Below are 15,502 nucleotides of genomic sequence, written 5' to 3' on the forward strand. Positions count from 1 at the left end.
GTCAATACAGGGGGCAAGTGTCAGGTCGGGTGAGTCGTACCGGCCAGGGAGCTCTCCGGTGTCAGGCGCCGGGCTTGGGCGGTCGGACCGTCGGCACGTCGCCCACGATCGGGATGGGACGCCGGTGGAACGGGAACCCGTAGCGCGTGACCAGGCCGGCGAGCGTCGTGACCCGGTTGCGGGGGCCGACCAGCGACATGATGTGCACGAACAGCCAGACCAGCCAGGCCAGGCCCTTGGTGATCCGCAACGGCTTGCCGCCCGGCAGGTTGATCTCGGCGATCGCGGCCCGCCGACCGATCACCGCCATCGTGCCCTTGTCGACGTAGCGCAGCTCCTCCAGGGGCCGACCGTCGACCAGGGCCCGGATGTTCCGGCCGACCAGGGTGCCGCCCTGGATGGCCGGCTGGGCGAGCTGGGGCAGGCCCGACGGCGAGACGGCGATGTCGCCCGCCGCGAACACCTCTGGCAGCCCCTCGACCTGCATGGTGTCGCCGGTCCGGATGCGGCCGCCCTCGTCCTGCGGCAGGCCCCAGTCGGCGACCTCCTCGTGCGGGTGCACGCCGGCGGACCAGACGGTGAGGTCGGCGTGGATCCGCTTGCCGTCGGTCAGGACCACCGCGTCGCGCTCGACGGCGGCGACGCCCGCGCCCAGGTGCAGCGAGACCCCGCGCCGGGACAGCTCCTTGGCGGCGTAGGCCCGTAGCTGGGGCGCGAACGCCTTGAGGATCTCGCCGCCACGCTGCACCACCTTGACCTCGAACGCGTCGCCGTGGATCTCCGGGTACGCGGGCGCCAGGCCGGCGGTCCGTAGCTCCGCGAGCGCACCGGCCACCTCGACCCCGGTCGCACCGCCGCCCACGACGACGACACGGAGGCCGTCGTCGGCCCGTTTCGACTTCGCGGCCTTCTCCAGGCGGATGAAGAGGTTGTCGCGGATCCGCATGGCCTGCGACCGCGAGTACATCGGGAACGCGTACTCCTTGGCGCCGGGCGTCCCGAAGAAGTTGGTGGTCACGCCCGCCGTCACCACGAGGTAGTCGTAGCTGACCCAGTGGTCGTTGAGCAGGCGGATCTTCTTCGCGTGGTGGTCCGCCTCGACGAGATGCTCGTGGATCACGTGCACGTTCTTCTGCCTGAGCCGCATGCCGCGCAGGAAGTACGTGACGTCTCCGGGGTTCAGGCCGCCCGTCGCCACCTGGTACAGCAGCGGCTGGAACGTGTTGTAGACCCGCCGGTCGATCAGGGTGATGCGGACCGGTGCGTCCCGCAGCGCCTTTACGGCGGCCATGCCGGCGAACCCGCCACCCACCACCACCACGTGGGGCAGTGGCTCGGGGTGCCCGGCCAGCGGTGTCTCGAGGCCGTAGTCCTGGTCCTCCACGGCGTGGTCCTTGCCGGCGTGCACGGGGGTGTGCGCAGAGTCGGTCACGTGCCAGATTCTCTCACCGGAGGCGTGGCACTCACATCCGCTGGGGACCGGCATCCCGCGGCTCGGGTTACCGTGGTCGGTCGTGAGCACCACCGACGACCTGAGCCAGCAGCTGGCCCATGGACTACGCCCCCGGCACCTGACGATGATGGGCCTGGGTTCCGCCATCGGAGCAGGCCTGTTCCTCGGCTCCGGACTCGGCATCGCCGCCGCGGGCCCCGCCGTCCTGCTCAGCTACGCGATAGCCGGTGCCATCGTCGTGCTCGTCATGCGGATGCTCGCGGAGATGGCCTCGGCGCTGCCGTCGAGCGGATCCTTCTCCGTCTACGCGGAGGCGGCCCTCGGCCGCTGGGCCGGGTTCCTGCTGGGCTGGCTGTACTGGTTCACCATCGTCATGGTGCTCGGCGTCGAGGTCACGGGCGTGGCCGGGATCGTGCACGGCTGGTGGCCCGCGGTGCCGCAGTGGGCCGTCGCGGCGGTCATCGTCGCCGTGTTCGGCGCGATCAACCTCGTGGGTGTGCGCCAGTTCGGCGAGGCGGAGTTCTGGTTCGCGGCCATCAAGGTCACCGCGATCGTGGGGTTCCTGGTGCTCGGCCTCTTCATCGTGATCGGTGTGGTGCCGGTGGCCGGCAGCGTGCTGGGGGACTGGGCGGCGAACGGTGGCTTCGCGCCGGCCGGCCTGCCCGGGATCGCGGCAGGGCTGCTCACCGTCGTGTTCGCCTTCGGAGGCATCGAGATCGTCACGATCGCCGCGGCCGAGGCGCGTGACCCCCGGTCTGCGGTGGCCACCGCTACCCGCACCATCCTGTGGCGCATCCTGTTCTTCTACGTGGGCTCGGTGGCGATCATGGTCGCCCTGATCCCCTGGACCGACACCGCCCGCCTCGAGTCGCCCTTCGTGTCCGTGCTGCAGATGGCCGGGTTCGACGGCGCGGCGCGGCTCATGGAGGTCGTCGTGGTGCTCGCACTGCTGAGCGCCTTCAACGCCAACGTGTACGCGACCTCCCGCATGCTGTTCTCGCTCGGCGGTCGTGGTGACGCGCCGGCGGTGGCGACCCGGGTCTCGCGGCGCGACGTGCCGTGGGTGGCCGTGCTGGTCTCCGTGTTCTTCGGCGTCGTCGCGGTGCTCCTGAACTACCTGCTGCCCGAGTCACTGCTCGGGGTGCTGCTCAACGCCGTCGGCTCGGCGCTCCTCGTGGTCTGGCTCCTCGTCGTCGTCTCGCAGCTCCGGCTGCGGCCGCGGCTGGAGGCGGAGGCCGCGGAGCGTGGCGAGACCTTGCGGCTGCGCGCCTGGGGCTACCCGTGGCTGTCGTGGGCCACGCTCGTGGCGCTCCTGGCCGTGGTGGGCCTCATGCTGTCCGACGCCGCCGCCCGGCCGCAGATCGCGGCGACCGCCGGGCTGGTGGTCGTGATCCTGGCGGTCTACGCGATCGCACGTGCGGTGCGGCGGACCTCCGTCGTGGAGGGGGACCGCCCCCAGCAGTAGGCGTTCAGCAGACCGTCACCGGGGGTCCACCCTCCGGTCGAGCGGTCGCCAGCCGGGCCTCCGATCGTCGTCGGTATGAGTGAGAAGACAGCCGGCGACCTGCCGAGCGAGACCAGTTCGGCGGGGAGCAGGACGTCCGCCGTCGACCGCCGGACGTTCCTGTCCCTGAGCAGCCTCGGCGCGGCAGGTGCCGCGACGGTGGCGGCCGCGGCCCCGGCCGGGGCCGCCCAGCTCACCCGGCACCCGCAGGGATCGCTGCGGTTCGGGCGCGACGGCAGGTTCAAGATCGTCCAGTTCAACGACACGCAGGACGACGAGAAGGTCGACCGCCGCACCCTCGAGCTGATGCGTGCGGTGCTCGACGACGAGCGCCCCGACCTCGTGATCCTCAACGGCGACAACATCACGGGCGGCTGCGACACCCCGCTCGAGATGCACCAGGCGATGAACAACGTGGTGCAGCCGATGGAGGAGCGGGAGGTGCCGTGGGCGATCACCTTCGGCAACCACGACGAGGACTCGACGCCCGACAGCGGCCTCGACGAGGCCGACATGCTGGCCTTCTACCGGTCCTACCGCTACAACGTGAACGGCCCGACGGCCCGTGGCGTGACCGGTCAGGGCAACTCGAGCCTGCTGATCCAGGGGCGCAACGGCCGTCCGGCGTTCAACCTCTGGCTGCTCGACTCGGGGCGGTACGCGCCTGAGACGCTGGCCGGTCAGGACTTCGCGGGCTACCCGACCTGGGACTGGCTGCGCATGGACCAGGTCAAGTGGTACTACGACACGTCGGTGCAGCTCGAGCGCAAGGTCGGCCACGTCGTACCGGCCCTCATGTTCATCCACATCCCGCTGTGGGAGTACCGGTTCATGTGGTTCGGCTCGGTGGACGGCCGCTCCGACGCCGACCACGAGCGCGGCAAGGCGCGGCACCGCATCGAGGGCGAGCGGAACGAGGAGGAGTGCCCCGGCCCGTTCAACTCGGGCATGTTCTCCGCCATCCAGCAGCGCGGTGACGTGCGGGGCGTGTTCTGTGGCCACGACCACGTGAACACCTACTCGGGCGACTACTACGGCGTGCTGCTCGGCTACGCGGGCAACACCGGCTTCGGTACCTACGGTCTGTCCGGTGCCGAACGGAACCGGCTGCGTGGCGCGCGGGTCTACGACCTCGACGAGTCGGTCGAGGGTGTGCTCACCGGCACGCGCATGCGGTTCGCCGGGGAGTTCGGCATCGACCTCACGGCGAACGACCAGTGGATGGAGCCGCTGCCGCTGCCGAACCGCCGGTGACGAGGGCCAGCCCTTCCTGACTTCGGTTCAGCAGGCCACGGAGTGCCGTTCTGGTAGGGCAGACGGCCGCTCGTGGCCTGCTGAACGAGAGTCAGCTGGTTGGCCGGTTTTTTGGGGCGGGGTGGACGGTGCGGGTGAGAGCATGTGCGCATGCCCGAGCTCGTCGCGGTCTGCCGCGTCCATGTACTGCTCCCTGACGCCGGCACCGTCGGGGTCACCGCCATCGACAAGCGGCCCATCGAGGGGCGCGTCAAGGTGCGGCCCTACGGCCTCTACGCGGACGTCCAGGCCGACCGTGCCAACCATGGCGGCCTCGACCAGGCCGTCTACGCCTACGCGCAGGAGGACGCCGACCACTGGTCGGCCGAGCTCGGCCGACCGGTTCCGCCCGGCCTGTTCGGCGAGAACCTGCGCGTCCGTGGCCTGGACGTGAACCGTGCGGTGATCGGCGAACGGTGGCAGGTCGGCTCGGCGCTGCTCGAGGTGACCCAGCCCCGCGTGCCCTGCCAGACGTTCGGCCGCCGGCTCGGTGAACAGCGCTGGGTGCGCCGGTTCACCCAGGCGAACCGTACGGGCGCCTTCCTGCGGGTGATCGAGAACGGCGAGATCGGTGCCGGCGACACCGTCGGCATCGTGCGGACGCCCGTGCACGGGGTGACCATCGCGGAATGGTTCGCCGCACGCTTCGGCGTCGCACATGGCGAGGCCCTGCCGGACCCCGACACGCTGGAGAAGCTCGCCCGGCGCCTGCTGGACGCGCACGCGGTCGGGGAGATCCGCCTCGGCGCCGACATGGTGCGCCGCAGTGAGCAGGCGGCAGGCCGCGCCGCCGGCTGACGTTCGTCGACCGGACGCCATGGCCTGACCGCCGCCGACCTGCCCGCGTGGGGCTCAGCCCGTCCGGCGCCGTTCGTACCGGGCGCGCGCGGCGTCGTGCGCGGCCCGCAGCAGTCGCAGCACGGTCTCGCCCGTCCGGCTCCCGGGTGTCACGACGGCGATCCAGCCGGCCGACCCGTAGACCGGGTGCGGCAGCACGACGTCGGCGGCCGCGTGGTCGACGGCGGCGTCGTCCGTGGTCTGCTCCCCGGTGCCGTGCCCGGTGAGCTCGCGGAACGTCTCCCGGTCGACACGGATGTTCACCCGCCAGAGGCCGGGCGGGTCGAGGTCGGACGAGGTGTCGTCGGGGTAGTTCTTGGTGACGATGGTTCCGTAGGGCTGTACGGTCCGGGGCATCTCCCCGTCGGGCGCGTAGTAGAAGAACGCGTCGCCCCAGGCCAGCTCGGGAAAGCCGGGGTCGCCGACGGCGGGGGCGACGACGAGTGAACCGTCGAGACGCCGCACGGCGCCGATGATCTGGTCGATACTCTGGTCAGTGCTCATGGTTCAAGCATCACCTTCAAGTGCTTCTGTGGGGTTGAGCGGATGACGGGAGAGGACCGCCGGCCGCTCCGTACGGCCGACGTCGCGCGGGAGTCCGGCTACTCCGTGCAGCAGGTCCGGGACCTGGAACGGCAGGGCGTCATCCCGCCCGCCGGCCGCGCGGCCAACGGCTACCGCGCCTACACGACGGGGCACGTCCGGGCGCTGCGCGCGTACCGGGGTCTCGCGAGCGCGGCCGGGCCGGTGGATGCGCGACGCCTGCTCGCCGAGCTGTTCGCCGGCTCAGCGGATGCCGCGCTGCCGTCGGCCGCCGAACCGCCGTCCGCCGGCCCGGCGTCCGCCGAACCGCCGTCCGCCGAACCGTCGACCGCGCCGCCTGCCGGGCAGGCACTGTGCCTCGCCGATGCCGCCGCCCGGATCGGTGCCGTGCACGTCCGGCTGGCGCGCGAGCGCGACGAGGCGCTCCGCGCGCGGGCGGCGCTGCGCGCGATCCAGGACGAGGCCCGGTCCACGCCCGACGCCGCCGGTGCCGCCGGCGACACCATGACCGTCACCGAGCTCGCCGCCGCGCTCGGCGTACGCACCTCCACGCTCCGGTTCTGGGAGCAGGAGGGGCTCGCGGTCCCCGAGCGGGTGACGACCCTGCGCGCACGGCGGTACGGGACCGAGGCGATCCGGGAGGCGCGCATCGTCGCGGCGCTGCGCAGCAGCGGGTACGGCATCCCGGCCGTGCGGGAGGTCGTGGCGACGCTGCGCGCGGACTCCGTTACGGCCGACGGGCTCGCCGAGGGGATCGACGAGGCCGAGCGGATCCTGGACCGGCGGCTCGGCCGGATCGCCACCCGCACCGTGGCCCTGCTGCGCGCGGGAACGGACCTCGCGGCGGTCCTCGACGGGGAACCGTAGGGCCGCGGCCCACCCCAGCGGTGCGGTGAGCTACGGCTAGTCGTCGCTCAGCTGGCTGCCCTGGCGCACCAGGTCCTGCAGGGCGCGCTGGACCGCCTCGACGTCGGGCACGTCGTCGAGCACCATGCCCGGCTGGTCGGTGCCGTCGGAGATCACGAGGGTGCCGCAGCCCCAGATCCGGTCGCTGAGCTGCTTCTCGAAGGTGACGTTGTTGATCCGGTAGAGCGGGATGTCCCGGCCGGTCTGCGTCAGGACGCCGGTGCGCAGCGCGACGCGCTGGTTGGTGATGATGTAGCGCGTCGTGCGCCAACGCAGGAACGGTCCGGCCGCGGCGGCCAGGCCGAGCACCAGGAGCACCAGCGTCGCGAACCAGAGCACCATCCCGTCCACGGGCAGCGGCACGATCCAGACGGCAGCGAGGACCACGAGCAGGAGCACGAGCACGAGGATCGGCCTGATGACCTTCTTCGGGTGGGTGCGGAGCTGCATCACGATGGTCTCGCCGTCGGCGAGGTGCTCTTCCCTCATGCCGCGAATACTGCCTTACTGCGTGATCGGGATCTACTGTGCGGCGAGGTTCCATCCCTCGATCGTGCGCAGGTTGTGTCCGTAGCCCAGCAGGCAGACGGCGGCAGTGCCCAGCTCGAACCGGGAGCCGAGGCGCGGGTCCACACCCAGCCAGACGGTGGCGAGCACCCGCAGCAGGTGGCCGTGCGCGACGAACAGCACGTCCCGGCCGTCACCCGACCCGGTCCGGCCCCCGAGCGTCTCCTCCGCCCGGGCCACCATCCGCGCCGCCCGCACGGCGACCTGGTCCAGCGTCTCGCCCGGCCGCCCGTCACCGTGCGCGGCCGACGGCGGGAGCACCTGCACGCCGTCGTCGAAGATGAGGAACTCCCGCCCGAGCTCCTTCGAGACGTCGTCCGAGGTGCGGCCGTCGACGGGCCCGTAGTCCCACTCGGCGAGGTCCTCGTCGACGATGGCGTCGGTGTAGCCCGCCAGCTCCGCCGTGTGCCGGGCGCGCAGCAGCGGGGACGTGTAGACGGCCGCGAACTCGTAGTCGGCGAGGGTCGACCCGGCGACCCTGGCCTGTTCCTCGCCGGCCGCTGTGAGCGGCAGGTCGGTACGCCCCGTGTGCTGCCTCTTCGCACTCCACTCCGTCTCGCCGTGCCGCAGGAGCACGAGCTGCGGGTCGCGCGTGGGCTTCAGTGCTGTCGGCTCAGTAGGCATGTCACGAGCATCCTGCGTCCGGCGGCGACACGCACCTCTGGCCGCCCGCCACCTAGTGGCATCTGCGAAATATTACTGCTTTGCCCTTTTCTGTACGGGGCGCACACGCCATCCTGGGCTCATGCCTGAGTTCGACGACGGTCAGTCCGCGACCGCACTGCCCAGCACCGCCGCCACCAGCACCGGAACCAGGACGGGGAGTGCCGACGGCACCGACGTCGTCGTCGAGACCGACGTGCTGGTGGTCGGGTCCGGGCCCGCCGGAGCGTCCGCCGCCCTCTTCCTGTCCACGCTCGGGATCAGCAACATCATGATCACCAAGTACCGCTGGACGGCGAACACGCCCCGCGCGCACATCACCAACCAGCGGACCATGGAGATCTTCCGGGACCTGGGCATCGAGGACCAGGTCCTCGCGGACGCCACGCCCCACGAGCTGGTGGGCGACACGGTGTTCTGCACGACGATCGCGGGCGAGGAGATCGGCCGCATCCTCACCTGGGAGACGCACCCGGCTCGTGAGGCGGACGCGCGGCTCGCCTCGCCGTCACTCACGGTGGACATCCCGCAGACCTACCTCGAACCGGTCCTGGTCAAGAACGCGACCCAGCGGGGCACGCAGTCGCGGTTCTCCACGGAGTACCTGAGCCACACCCAGGACGACGACGGCGTGAGCACCCGCGTGCTCGACCGCGTCACCGGCACGGAGTACACGATCCGGTCGAAGTACCTGATCGGCGGCGACGGCGCCCGCTCGCAGGTGGCGGCCGACCTCGGCCTGCCCATGGAGGGGGCGATGGACATCGCCGGCTCCATGAACATCACGTTCAACGCCGACCTGACCCACCTGGTGGGCCATCGCCCGTCGGTCCTGTACTGGGTGCTGCAGCCCGGGTCCGACGTCGGCGGGATCGGCGCGGGCCTGGTCCGCATGGTCCGGCCGTGGAACGAGTGGCTGATCGTCTGGGGCTACGACATCGCCGGCGAGCCGCCGCAGCTCGACGACGACGCGGCCGCGGAGATCGTGCGCCAGCTGGTCGGGGTCGACGACCTGGAGGTCGAGATCACCGGCTACTCGCTGTGGGGCAACAACCAGATGTACGCGACGCACCTGCAGGCCGGTCGCGTCTTCTGTGCCGGCGACGCCGTGCACCGGCACCCGCCGAGCAACGGCCTGGGCTCGAACACGTCGGTCCAGGACTCGTACAACCTGGCCTGGAAGATCGCTGCGGTGCTGAACGGCCAGGCGGCGCCGTCCCTGCTCGACACGTACTCGACCGAGCGCGCGCCGATCGCCGAGCAGATCGTGCTGCGCGCCAACAAGTCAGGGGGCGAGTTCCGGTTCATGGAGGTGCTCGGCGTGCTCGACGCCGAGACGCCGGAGGCCATGCAGGCCGCCATCGACGAGCGCAAGGCGAACACCCCGGCCGGCGCGGCCAAGCGCGCGGCGCTCGTGGAGGCTATGGACCTCAAGCACTACGAGTTCAACGCGCACGGCGTGGACATGGGTCAGTTCTACGAGTCGGCCGCGGTCGTCCCCGACGGTTCTCCCCAGCCTGTGGACGAGCGCGACCCCGAGCTCTACTACAAGCAGTCCACGGTTCCGGGCGCCCGGTTCCCGCACGTGTGGGTGGCGGACGTCGCCGGCCACAAGCGCTCGACCCACGACCTGGTGCCGTACGGGCAGTTCACCCTGGTCACCGGGATCGCCGGCGAGGCATGGGCCGACGCCGCGGCGAAGGTCGCCGAGGAGGTCGGCGTGCCGCTCGGCGCGGTGGTCATCGGGCCCGGCCGCGAGGTCATCGACACCTACTACGACTGGGCGAGGATCCGTGGTGTCGAGGAGTCCGGTGCGATCCTGGTGCGTCCCGACACGCACGTGGCCTGGCGCGCGCAGACGCTCGCCGACGACCCGGCACGGGCGCTGGGCGATGCGCTGCGGTCGGTGCTCGGCCGGAGCGAGCACGATGGGTGAGCCGGAGCCGGTCGACCAGGCGGCACGGGAACAGGAGCTCACCGACCGGGTGGTGGCGTCGTTCGACGGCGCCGACGACGAGCGGCTGCGCACCGTCATGCAGGCCCTGACCCGGCACCTGCACGCGTTCCTGCGCGAGGTGCGGCTCACCGAGGACGAGTGGAGCGTGGGCATCGAGTTCCTCACGGCCGCCGGCCACCTCACCGACGACGAGCGGCAGGAGTTCATCCTGCTGTCCGACGTGCTCGGTGCCTCCATGCAGACCATCGGGATCAACAACGAGGCCCGCGCGAACGCCACCGAGGCCACGGTGTTCGGCCCGTTCTTCGTGGACGACGCCCCGCGCATCGAGAACGGCGGGGACATCGCCCAGGGGGCGGCGGGCCGGCCGTGCTGGGTGGAGGGCACGGTCACCGACACGTCGGGGCGGCCGGTGCGCGGCGCCCGGATCGAGGTGTGGGAGGCGGACGCGGACGGCTACTACGACGTCCAGTACGGCGACGAGCGCACCGCGGGCCGCGCCCATCTCTTCTCCGACGAGGACGGCACCTACCGGTTCTGGGGCGTCACGCCCACGCCGTACCCGATCCCGCACGACGGGCCGGTGGGGGCGCTGCTCGCGGCGTCCGGCCGGTCGCCCCTGCGGGCCGCGCACCTGCACTTCATGGTCACCGCACCGGGGTTCCGCACGCTGGTGACCCACATCTTCGTGCGTGGCGACGAGCTGCTCGGCTCGGACTCCGTGTTCGGGGTCAAGGAGTCGCTCGTCATGGACTTCGAGGAACTGCCCGCGGGCACCCCGACACCGGACGGCCGCGCGGTCGAGGGCACGTGGTCGCGCACCCGGTTCGACATCGTGCTGCCCCCTGCCGACCAACCAGGGTGAGACGCACGGGTCACTCCGGTGACCCGGGCGGCGGACAACAGGCTCTACTACAGATGATGGAGTGACGACGATGGTTCGGAACGGACGCGTTGCGCAGGCACGGGCCCTGAACGTACGGGCAGCAGTGGCCTGGGCGTCGACGGCGGCGCTGGCCGGAGCCCTCGCGGGCTGCGGCGAGGTCGGCGGCGGGACGGTAGCCGGCGGAGGGGACGACGACGTGCTGCGGATCGGCTTCGTCTCGACCGAGACGGGGCCGTCGGCGCTGTTCGGTGAGGCCAACACCTACGTGATCGAGGCCATGGAGCTGTGGTTCGCCGACAACCCGGTGACCATCGACGGTACCGAGCACAGCGTCGAGATCATCGTGAAGGACTCGCAGTCCAGCTCGGCCCGTGCCGGCGAGGTGGCGGCGGAGCTGATCAACAGCGACGGCGTCGACCTGGTGCTGACCTCCTCCACACCGGACATCACCAACCCCGTCTCCGAGCAGTGCGAGGCCAACTCGGTCCCGTGCATCTCGACGGTCGCGCCCTGGCAGCCCTTCGCCATCCGCGAGGGTGACGAGCCTGCCGACCTGAAGTACAGCTATCACGCGTTCTGGGGCCTGGAGGACGTGTCGGCGGTGTACGCGGACATGTGGGGCCAGGTCGACACCAACCAGAAGGCCGCCGGCCTGTTCCCCAACGACCCGGACGGTCAGGCCTGGAGCGCCAACTTCCCGGCCCTCACGGCGGACACCGGCGTCACGATCGACGACCCGGGCCTGTACCCGAACGGGACCCAGGACTTCTCGGCGCAGCTCTCCGCGTTCAAGGGCCACGACATCCTGGTCGGCGTGCCGATCCCGCCCGACTTCACCACGTTCTGGCAGCAGGCCGGGCAGCAGGGCTACCAGCCGAAGGTCGCGACGATCGGCAAGGCGCTGCTGTTCCCGTCCGCCGTCGAGGCGCTGGGCAACGCGGGCGACGGGCTCACCTCCGAGGTCTGGTGGCACCCCACGGCGCCGTTCACGTCGTCCCTCACCGGGCAGACCGCGCAGGAGCTGGCCGACCAGTACGAGTCCGACACGGGCAAGCAGTGGACCCAGCCGCTCGGCTTCGCCGAGGCGCTGTTCGAGATCACGGTCGCGGCCGTCGAGAAGGCCGGTTCCACCGAGCCGGACGCGATCACCGAGGCCCTGTCCACGCTCGAGGTCTCCACGGTCGTCGGTGACGTCGCCTGGGGCGCCGACGACAGCGTCCCGCCGTACGTCGCGAAGACCCCGCTGGTCGGCGGCCAGTGGCGCCTCGACGAGGGGCAGGACGAGGGAGCGAACCCGTACGAGCTCGTCGTCGTCTCCAACACGCTGGCGCCGGAGATCCCGACGGGTGGCGAGGTCGAGCCGCTCCGGTGAGCGATCCCCTGCTCGAGGTGACCGGCGTCGCCAAGCGTTTCGGACGCGTCGTCACGGCCCGCGACGTGTCGTTCGAGGTCGCGGCCGGCGAGGCGCTGGGCCTCGTCGGCCCCAACGGCGCGGGCAAGACCACGTTGCTCGACATCGTCGCGGGCACTCTGCGGGCGGACGCCGGGACCGTGGTGCTCGAGGGCCGGGACGTCACCCGGCTCGGCGCCGCCGCCCGGGCCGACCGGGGCATTGCCCGGTCGTACCAGGTGCCGCGGCCCTTCGGCGGGCTCACCGTGTACGAGAACGTGCTGGTCGGTGCGTCGTTCGCGGGCCGGCACACCAGGACCGGACCGGCCGACGACGCCCGTGCGCAGGCCTGGCACGCGCTCGAGGTGACCGGCATGACCGAGGTGGCCAACACGCCGTCGGGCAGCCTGCGCCTGCTCGACCGCAAACGCCTGGAGGTGGCCAGGGTGCTCGCGACCGGCCCGCGCCTGCTCCTGCTGGACGAGATCGCCGGGGGACTCACCGACAGCGAGCTGCCGCAGGTCGTGCGCCTGGTCCGCCGCCTGCGGGACGACGGTGTCGCGGTGGTCTGGATCGAGCACGTGCTGCACGCGCTGCTCGACGTCGTGGACCGGCTGATGTGCCTCGCCGGCGGGGAGGTGATCGCGCAGGGCGACCCGCACGCCGTGATCCGCAGCCCGGAGGTGGTCGAGGTCTACCTGGGCTCGACCGTCGACACGGCGACGGACCCGGCGCCCGGCCCGGCGACCACGCCCACCGGGGAGACCGCATGAGCGTCCTGGAGGTGACCGGTCTGGAGGTGCGGTACGGGGACCTGACGGCGGTCGACGGTGTTGCCCTGTCCCTCGCCGAGGGGGAGACCCTCGCGGTGCTCGGCGCCAACGGCGCGGGCAAGTCCACGCTGCTGGGCGCGCTCGCCGGTACCCACCTGCCGACGTCGGGCAGGGTGCTGCTCGACGGCGAGCCCGTCACCCGGCTGCCCGCCCACCGGCGGGTGCGGCGCGGGATCGCGCTCGTCCCTGAGGGGCGGCGCATCTTCGGTTCGCTCACGGTCGAGGAGAACCTGCTCATGGGTCGCTTTCCCCGGCGCGACGGACCATGGGACCTGCGCGCCGTCTACGACATGTTCCCGCTGGTGGCGGAGATGAAGGACCGGCGAGGCGGTGTCCTGTCGGGCGGGCAGCAGCAGGCTGTGGCGATCGGCAGGGCGCTCCTGGCGAACCCGCGGGTGCTGCTGCTCGACGAGGTGTCGCTCGGGCTCGCGCCCACCGTCGTGGGGCAGCTCTACGATGCCGTGCGGCGCATCACCGCCGCCGGCACCACCGCGCTCGTCGTCGAACAGGATCTGGACCAGGCGCTGCGCGTGGCCGACCGCGTCCAGTGCCTGCTCGGCGGCCGGACCGTGCTGGAGGCCCCGGCCACCGGCCTGGACCGCGACATCGTCGCGGACGCCTACTTCGGCATCACCGGGGCCCGCGCCCGCACCCCACGGAGGCCTGAATGGACTGGCTCAACGCAGGCGTGCAGGGCGTGCTGCTCGGTGGGCAGTACGCCCTCCTGGCCTGCGGGCTGTCGCTGATCTTCGGCGTGATGCGCATCGTCAACCTGGCACACGGCGTGCTCGCGGTGCTGGCCGCGTACCTCTCGCTGGTCCTGGTGGAGCAGGGGCTCCCGCTCTGGCTCGCGATCGTCGTGGTGGTCCCGGTGTTCGCGACCCTCGGCTACGCGATGCAGCGCGGCCTGTTCAACCCGGCCCTCGCGCAGGTCGGCGGCGGAGCCCGGAGCGGCTCGCGGAGCGCGGGCGAGCTCGCGCCGCTGCTCGTGTCGTTCGGGGTCGCCGTAGCCCTCACCAACCTGCTCCAGGTGGTCTTCAGCGCGGATACCCGCAAGATTCCCACGGCCGGTCTCGCGTCGGCGGGGCTGTCCCTCGGTGACCTCTCGGTCGGGGTGCTGCCGCTGATCACCCTGGTCGTGGCCGTGACGGTCATCGCGGCGGTCCAGCTCTTCCTCGCGCACACCGCGACCGGCCGCGCCATGCGTGCCGTCGCCGACGACGCGGGGGCCGCCGCCATGATGGGCGTCGACCCGAAGCACATGTACGCCGTCGCGACGGCTCTCGCGTTCGCGACCCTGGGGCTCGCGGGCGTGTTCGTCGGGATGAGCACGCAGTTCTCGCCGGGCTACGGGGACCTGGTGCTGCTGTTCGCGTTCGAGGCCGTGATCATCGGTGGGCTCGGTTCGCTGTGGGGCACGCTCGCCGGCGGCGTCGTCCTGGGCCTGGCCCAGACGATCGGCGCGCAGATCGACCCGCAGTCCGGGGTGCTTGCCGGGCACCTCGTCTTCCTCGCCGTCCTGGTGGTCCGGCCGGGCGGCCTGATGCCGAGGAGCGTGCCGGCATGAGCGGCTCCGCTGCTGTAGTCCCCAACACCCCGCCCACAGCGCCCCCCACCGTCACACGGGGCGGACGTGGCTCCTGGGTCGGCGGCGGGGTGCTCCTGCTCGTGGTCGTGCTGCTCGCCGCCGTCGTGCCGTACGCCGTGACCCTCGGCGCGCTGTCGAGCCTGGTGATGCTCTTCGCTCTCGTGATACTCGGTACCACCTGGAACCTGCTCGCCGGGTACGGCGGCATGGTGAGCGTCGGCCAGCAGGCCTACGTCGGCGTGGGCGGGTACGCCCTGATCCAGCTCGCTGACGCCGTCGGCGCTCCGCCGTGGGCGGCCGTCCTGGCCGCCGGCCTGGTCGGCGCCGCGATCGCGCTGCCGACGAGCTACCTCGTCTTCCGCCTGGCCGGTGGATACTTCGCCATCGGGACCTGGGTGGTGGCCGAGGTGTTCCGCCTGGTCACCATGCAGATCGACGGTCTGGGCGGCGGGGCCGGGCTGACCCTGAGCGCATTCCGCGGCACCGACCGGGTGGAGCGTGTGGCCTTCGTCTACTGGTTCGCCCTGGCGCTCATGGTCGCCGTCGTGCTCGGGACCTACCTGCTCATGCGCTCCCGCGTGGGACTCGGGCTCACGGCGATCCGTGACGACCGCGTCGCGGCGAGCAGCCTCGGCGTGGCCGTGGACCGCGGACGCCGCCTCGTGTACGTCGCGGGGTCGGCCGGCGCCGCGCTCGCTGGCGCCCTCGTCGCGCTGAGCACCCTGGGCGTGACTCCGGGGTCGATCTACTCCGTGAACTGGACCGCGGCGATGATCTTCATCGTGGTGGTCGGTGGGATCGGCACCATCGAGGGGCCGCTCGTGGGGGCGGTTCTGTACTGGGCCCTCCAGCAGGCACTCGCCCCGCTCGGCACCTGGTACCTGGTGGTGCTCGGTGCGGTGGCGGTGGCCGTGGTGCTCCTGGCGCCGCGCGGCCTGTGGGGGCTGGTGGCGGGCCGCTACCAGCTGTTCCCCACGACCCACCACGTCCGCCAGGGTGCCGTGGGCGCGATCGCTGCGCCGGGGACGGGCAGGTAGCCGCAACGATCGCGCGCACGACAAAGTTCTGACGGCGCGGTGAGG

General features: G+C 71.9%; 15 protein-coding genes. 11 read left to right on the forward strand and 4 right to left on the reverse strand.

Going from position 1 to position 15,502, the window contains the following annotated elements:
- Nucleotides 1-61: 61 nt before the first annotated feature.
- Entirely contained in the window at nt 62-1,432 is a 1,371-nt protein-coding gene (locus tag ACFSL2_RS18370; protein WP_377199221.1) for an NAD(P)/FAD-dependent oxidoreductase, read from the reverse strand.
- Nucleotides 1,433-1,514: 82 nt separating this feature from the next.
- Here ACFSL2_RS18370 and ACFSL2_RS18375 point away from each other — a divergent pair, with 82 nt between their 5' ends.
- The 3 genes from ACFSL2_RS18375 to ACFSL2_RS18385 all read left to right on the forward strand — a co-directional run bounded on the left by ACFSL2_RS18375 (nt 1,515) and on the right by ACFSL2_RS18385 (nt 5,048).
- Entirely contained in the window at nt 1,515-2,918 is a 1,404-nt protein-coding gene (locus ACFSL2_RS18375) for an amino acid permease (RefSeq protein ID WP_377199222.1), read from the forward strand.
- Between the two features lie 75 nt (nt 2,919-2,993).
- A complete protein-coding gene (locus ACFSL2_RS18380) occupies nt 2,994-4,211 on the forward strand; it encodes a metallophosphoesterase family protein (protein WP_377199223.1) in 1,218 nt (405 codons plus the stop codon).
- A gap of 150 nt (nt 4,212-4,361) precedes the next feature.
- Complete coding sequence (locus tag ACFSL2_RS18385; RefSeq protein WP_377199224.1) at nt 4,362-5,048, forward strand: MOSC domain-containing protein; 687 nt, start codon at nt 4,362-4,364, stop codon at nt 5,046-5,048.
- A 54-nt stretch (nt 5,049-5,102) separates the two neighbouring features.
- On the opposite strand, the gene ACFSL2_RS18390 is transcribed toward ACFSL2_RS18385, so the two are convergent.
- Nucleotides 5,103-5,591 (reverse strand): DUF6194 family protein, encoded by a 489-nt coding sequence (locus ACFSL2_RS18390; RefSeq protein ID WP_377199225.1) that lies wholly within the window; start codon nt 5,589-5,591, stop codon nt 5,103-5,105.
- Between the two features lie 42 nt (nt 5,592-5,633).
- On the opposite strand from ACFSL2_RS18390, the gene ACFSL2_RS18395 reads away from it, so the two are divergent.
- Nucleotides 5,634-6,497 (forward strand): MerR family transcriptional regulator, encoded by an 864-nt coding sequence (locus ACFSL2_RS18395; protein WP_377199226.1) that lies wholly within the window; start codon nt 5,634-5,636, stop codon nt 6,495-6,497.
- Between the two features lie 36 nt (nt 6,498-6,533).
- Here ACFSL2_RS18395 and ACFSL2_RS18400 read toward each other — a convergent pair whose 3' ends face one another.
- Both ACFSL2_RS18400 and ACFSL2_RS18405 read right to left on the reverse strand, forming a co-directional pair.
- The gene (locus ACFSL2_RS18400; RefSeq protein WP_377199227.1) at nt 6,534-7,025 is read right to left on the reverse strand and encodes a PH domain-containing protein; all 492 of its coding nucleotides are present in this window, start codon (nt 7,023-7,025) and stop codon (nt 6,534-6,536) included.
- A 33-nt stretch (nt 7,026-7,058) separates the two neighbouring features.
- Nucleotides 7,059-7,727 (reverse strand): histidine phosphatase family protein, encoded by a 669-nt coding sequence (locus ACFSL2_RS18405; RefSeq protein ID WP_377199228.1) that lies wholly within the window; start codon nt 7,725-7,727, stop codon nt 7,059-7,061.
- A gap of 121 nt (nt 7,728-7,848) precedes the next feature.
- Between ACFSL2_RS18405 and ACFSL2_RS18410 the strand changes: the two genes are divergently transcribed.
- From ACFSL2_RS18410 to ACFSL2_RS18440, 7 genes are all read left to right on the forward strand, one after another.
- The gene (locus ACFSL2_RS18410; protein ID WP_377199229.1) at nt 7,849-9,702 is read left to right on the forward strand and encodes an FAD-dependent oxidoreductase; all 1,854 of its coding nucleotides are present in this window, start codon (nt 7,849-7,851) and stop codon (nt 9,700-9,702) included.
- Complete coding sequence (locus ACFSL2_RS18415) at nt 9,695-10,588, forward strand: dioxygenase family protein (protein WP_377199230.1); 894 nt, start codon at nt 9,695-9,697, stop codon at nt 10,586-10,588. Before ACFSL2_RS18410 ends, ACFSL2_RS18415 begins: the two co-directional genes overlap by 8 nt.
- A gap of 70 nt (nt 10,589-10,658) precedes the next feature.
- A complete protein-coding gene (locus ACFSL2_RS18420; RefSeq protein WP_377199231.1) occupies nt 10,659-11,981 on the forward strand; it encodes an ABC transporter substrate-binding protein in 1,323 nt (440 codons plus the stop codon).
- Nucleotides 11,978-12,772, forward strand: a complete 795-nt coding sequence (locus ACFSL2_RS18425; protein WP_377199232.1) for an ABC transporter ATP-binding protein — start codon at nt 11,978-11,980, stop codon at nt 12,770-12,772. The genes ACFSL2_RS18420 and ACFSL2_RS18425 overlap by 4 nt, the downstream gene beginning before the upstream one ends.
- Nucleotides 12,769-13,578 carry an ABC transporter ATP-binding protein gene (locus ACFSL2_RS18430; RefSeq protein ID WP_377199233.1) on the forward strand — a complete coding sequence of 270 codons (810 nt, stop codon included), beginning with the start codon at nt 12,769-12,771 and terminating at the stop codon, nt 13,576-13,578. Before ACFSL2_RS18425 ends, ACFSL2_RS18430 begins: the two co-directional genes overlap by 4 nt.
- On the forward strand, nt 13,500-14,399 hold the full coding sequence (locus ACFSL2_RS18435) for a branched-chain amino acid ABC transporter permease (RefSeq protein ID WP_377199234.1): 900 nt from the start codon (nt 13,500-13,502) through the stop codon (nt 14,397-14,399). The genes ACFSL2_RS18430 and ACFSL2_RS18435 overlap by 79 nt, the downstream gene beginning before the upstream one ends.
- Complete coding sequence (locus tag ACFSL2_RS18440) at nt 14,396-15,457, forward strand: branched-chain amino acid ABC transporter permease (RefSeq protein WP_377199235.1); 1,062 nt, start codon at nt 14,396-14,398, stop codon at nt 15,455-15,457. The genes ACFSL2_RS18435 and ACFSL2_RS18440 overlap by 4 nt, the downstream gene beginning before the upstream one ends.
- The last annotated feature ends 45 nt before the right edge of the window (nt 15,458-15,502 follow it).

The sequence above is a fragment of the Promicromonospora aerolata genome, assembly GCF_042682255.1.
Classification (GTDB): domain Bacteria; phylum Actinomycetota; class Actinomycetes; order Actinomycetales; family Cellulomonadaceae; genus Promicromonospora; species Promicromonospora aerolata.

Coding starts and splice junctions, on each gene's coding strand:
- ACFSL2_RS18380 (WP_377199223.1), top strand. CDS start 2,994: ATGAGTGAGAAGACAGCCGGCGACCTGCCGAGCGAGACCAGTTCGGCG.
- ACFSL2_RS18385 (WP_377199224.1), top strand. CDS start 4,362: ATGCCCGAGCTCGTCGCGGTCTGCCGCGTCCATGTACTGCTCCCTGAC.
- ACFSL2_RS18390 (WP_377199225.1), bottom strand. CDS start 5,591: ATGAGCACTGACCAGAGTATCGACCAGATCATCGGCGCCGTGCGGCGT.
- ACFSL2_RS18395 (WP_377199226.1), top strand. CDS start 5,634: ATGACGGGAGAGGACCGCCGGCCGCTCCGTACGGCCGACGTCGCGCGG.
- ACFSL2_RS18400 (WP_377199227.1), bottom strand. CDS start 7,025: ATGAGGGAAGAGCACCTCGCCGACGGCGAGACCATCGTGATGCAGCTC.
- ACFSL2_RS18405 (WP_377199228.1), bottom strand. CDS start 7,727: ATGCCTACTGAGCCGACAGCACTGAAGCCCACGCGCGACCCGCAGCTC.
- ACFSL2_RS18410 (WP_377199229.1), top strand. CDS start 7,849: ATGCCTGAGTTCGACGACGGTCAGTCCGCGACCGCACTGCCCAGCACC.
- ACFSL2_RS18415 (WP_377199230.1), top strand. CDS start 9,695: ATGGGTGAGCCGGAGCCGGTCGACCAGGCGGCACGGGAACAGGAGCTC.
- ACFSL2_RS18420 (WP_377199231.1), top strand. CDS start 10,659: ATGGTTCGGAACGGACGCGTTGCGCAGGCACGGGCCCTGAACGTACGG.
- ACFSL2_RS18430 (WP_377199233.1), top strand. CDS start 12,769: ATGAGCGTCCTGGAGGTGACCGGTCTGGAGGTGCGGTACGGGGACCTG.
- ACFSL2_RS18435 (WP_377199234.1), top strand. CDS start 13,500: ATGGACTGGCTCAACGCAGGCGTGCAGGGCGTGCTGCTCGGTGGGCAG.
- ACFSL2_RS18440 (WP_377199235.1), top strand. CDS start 14,396: ATGAGCGGCTCCGCTGCTGTAGTCCCCAACACCCCGCCCACAGCGCCC.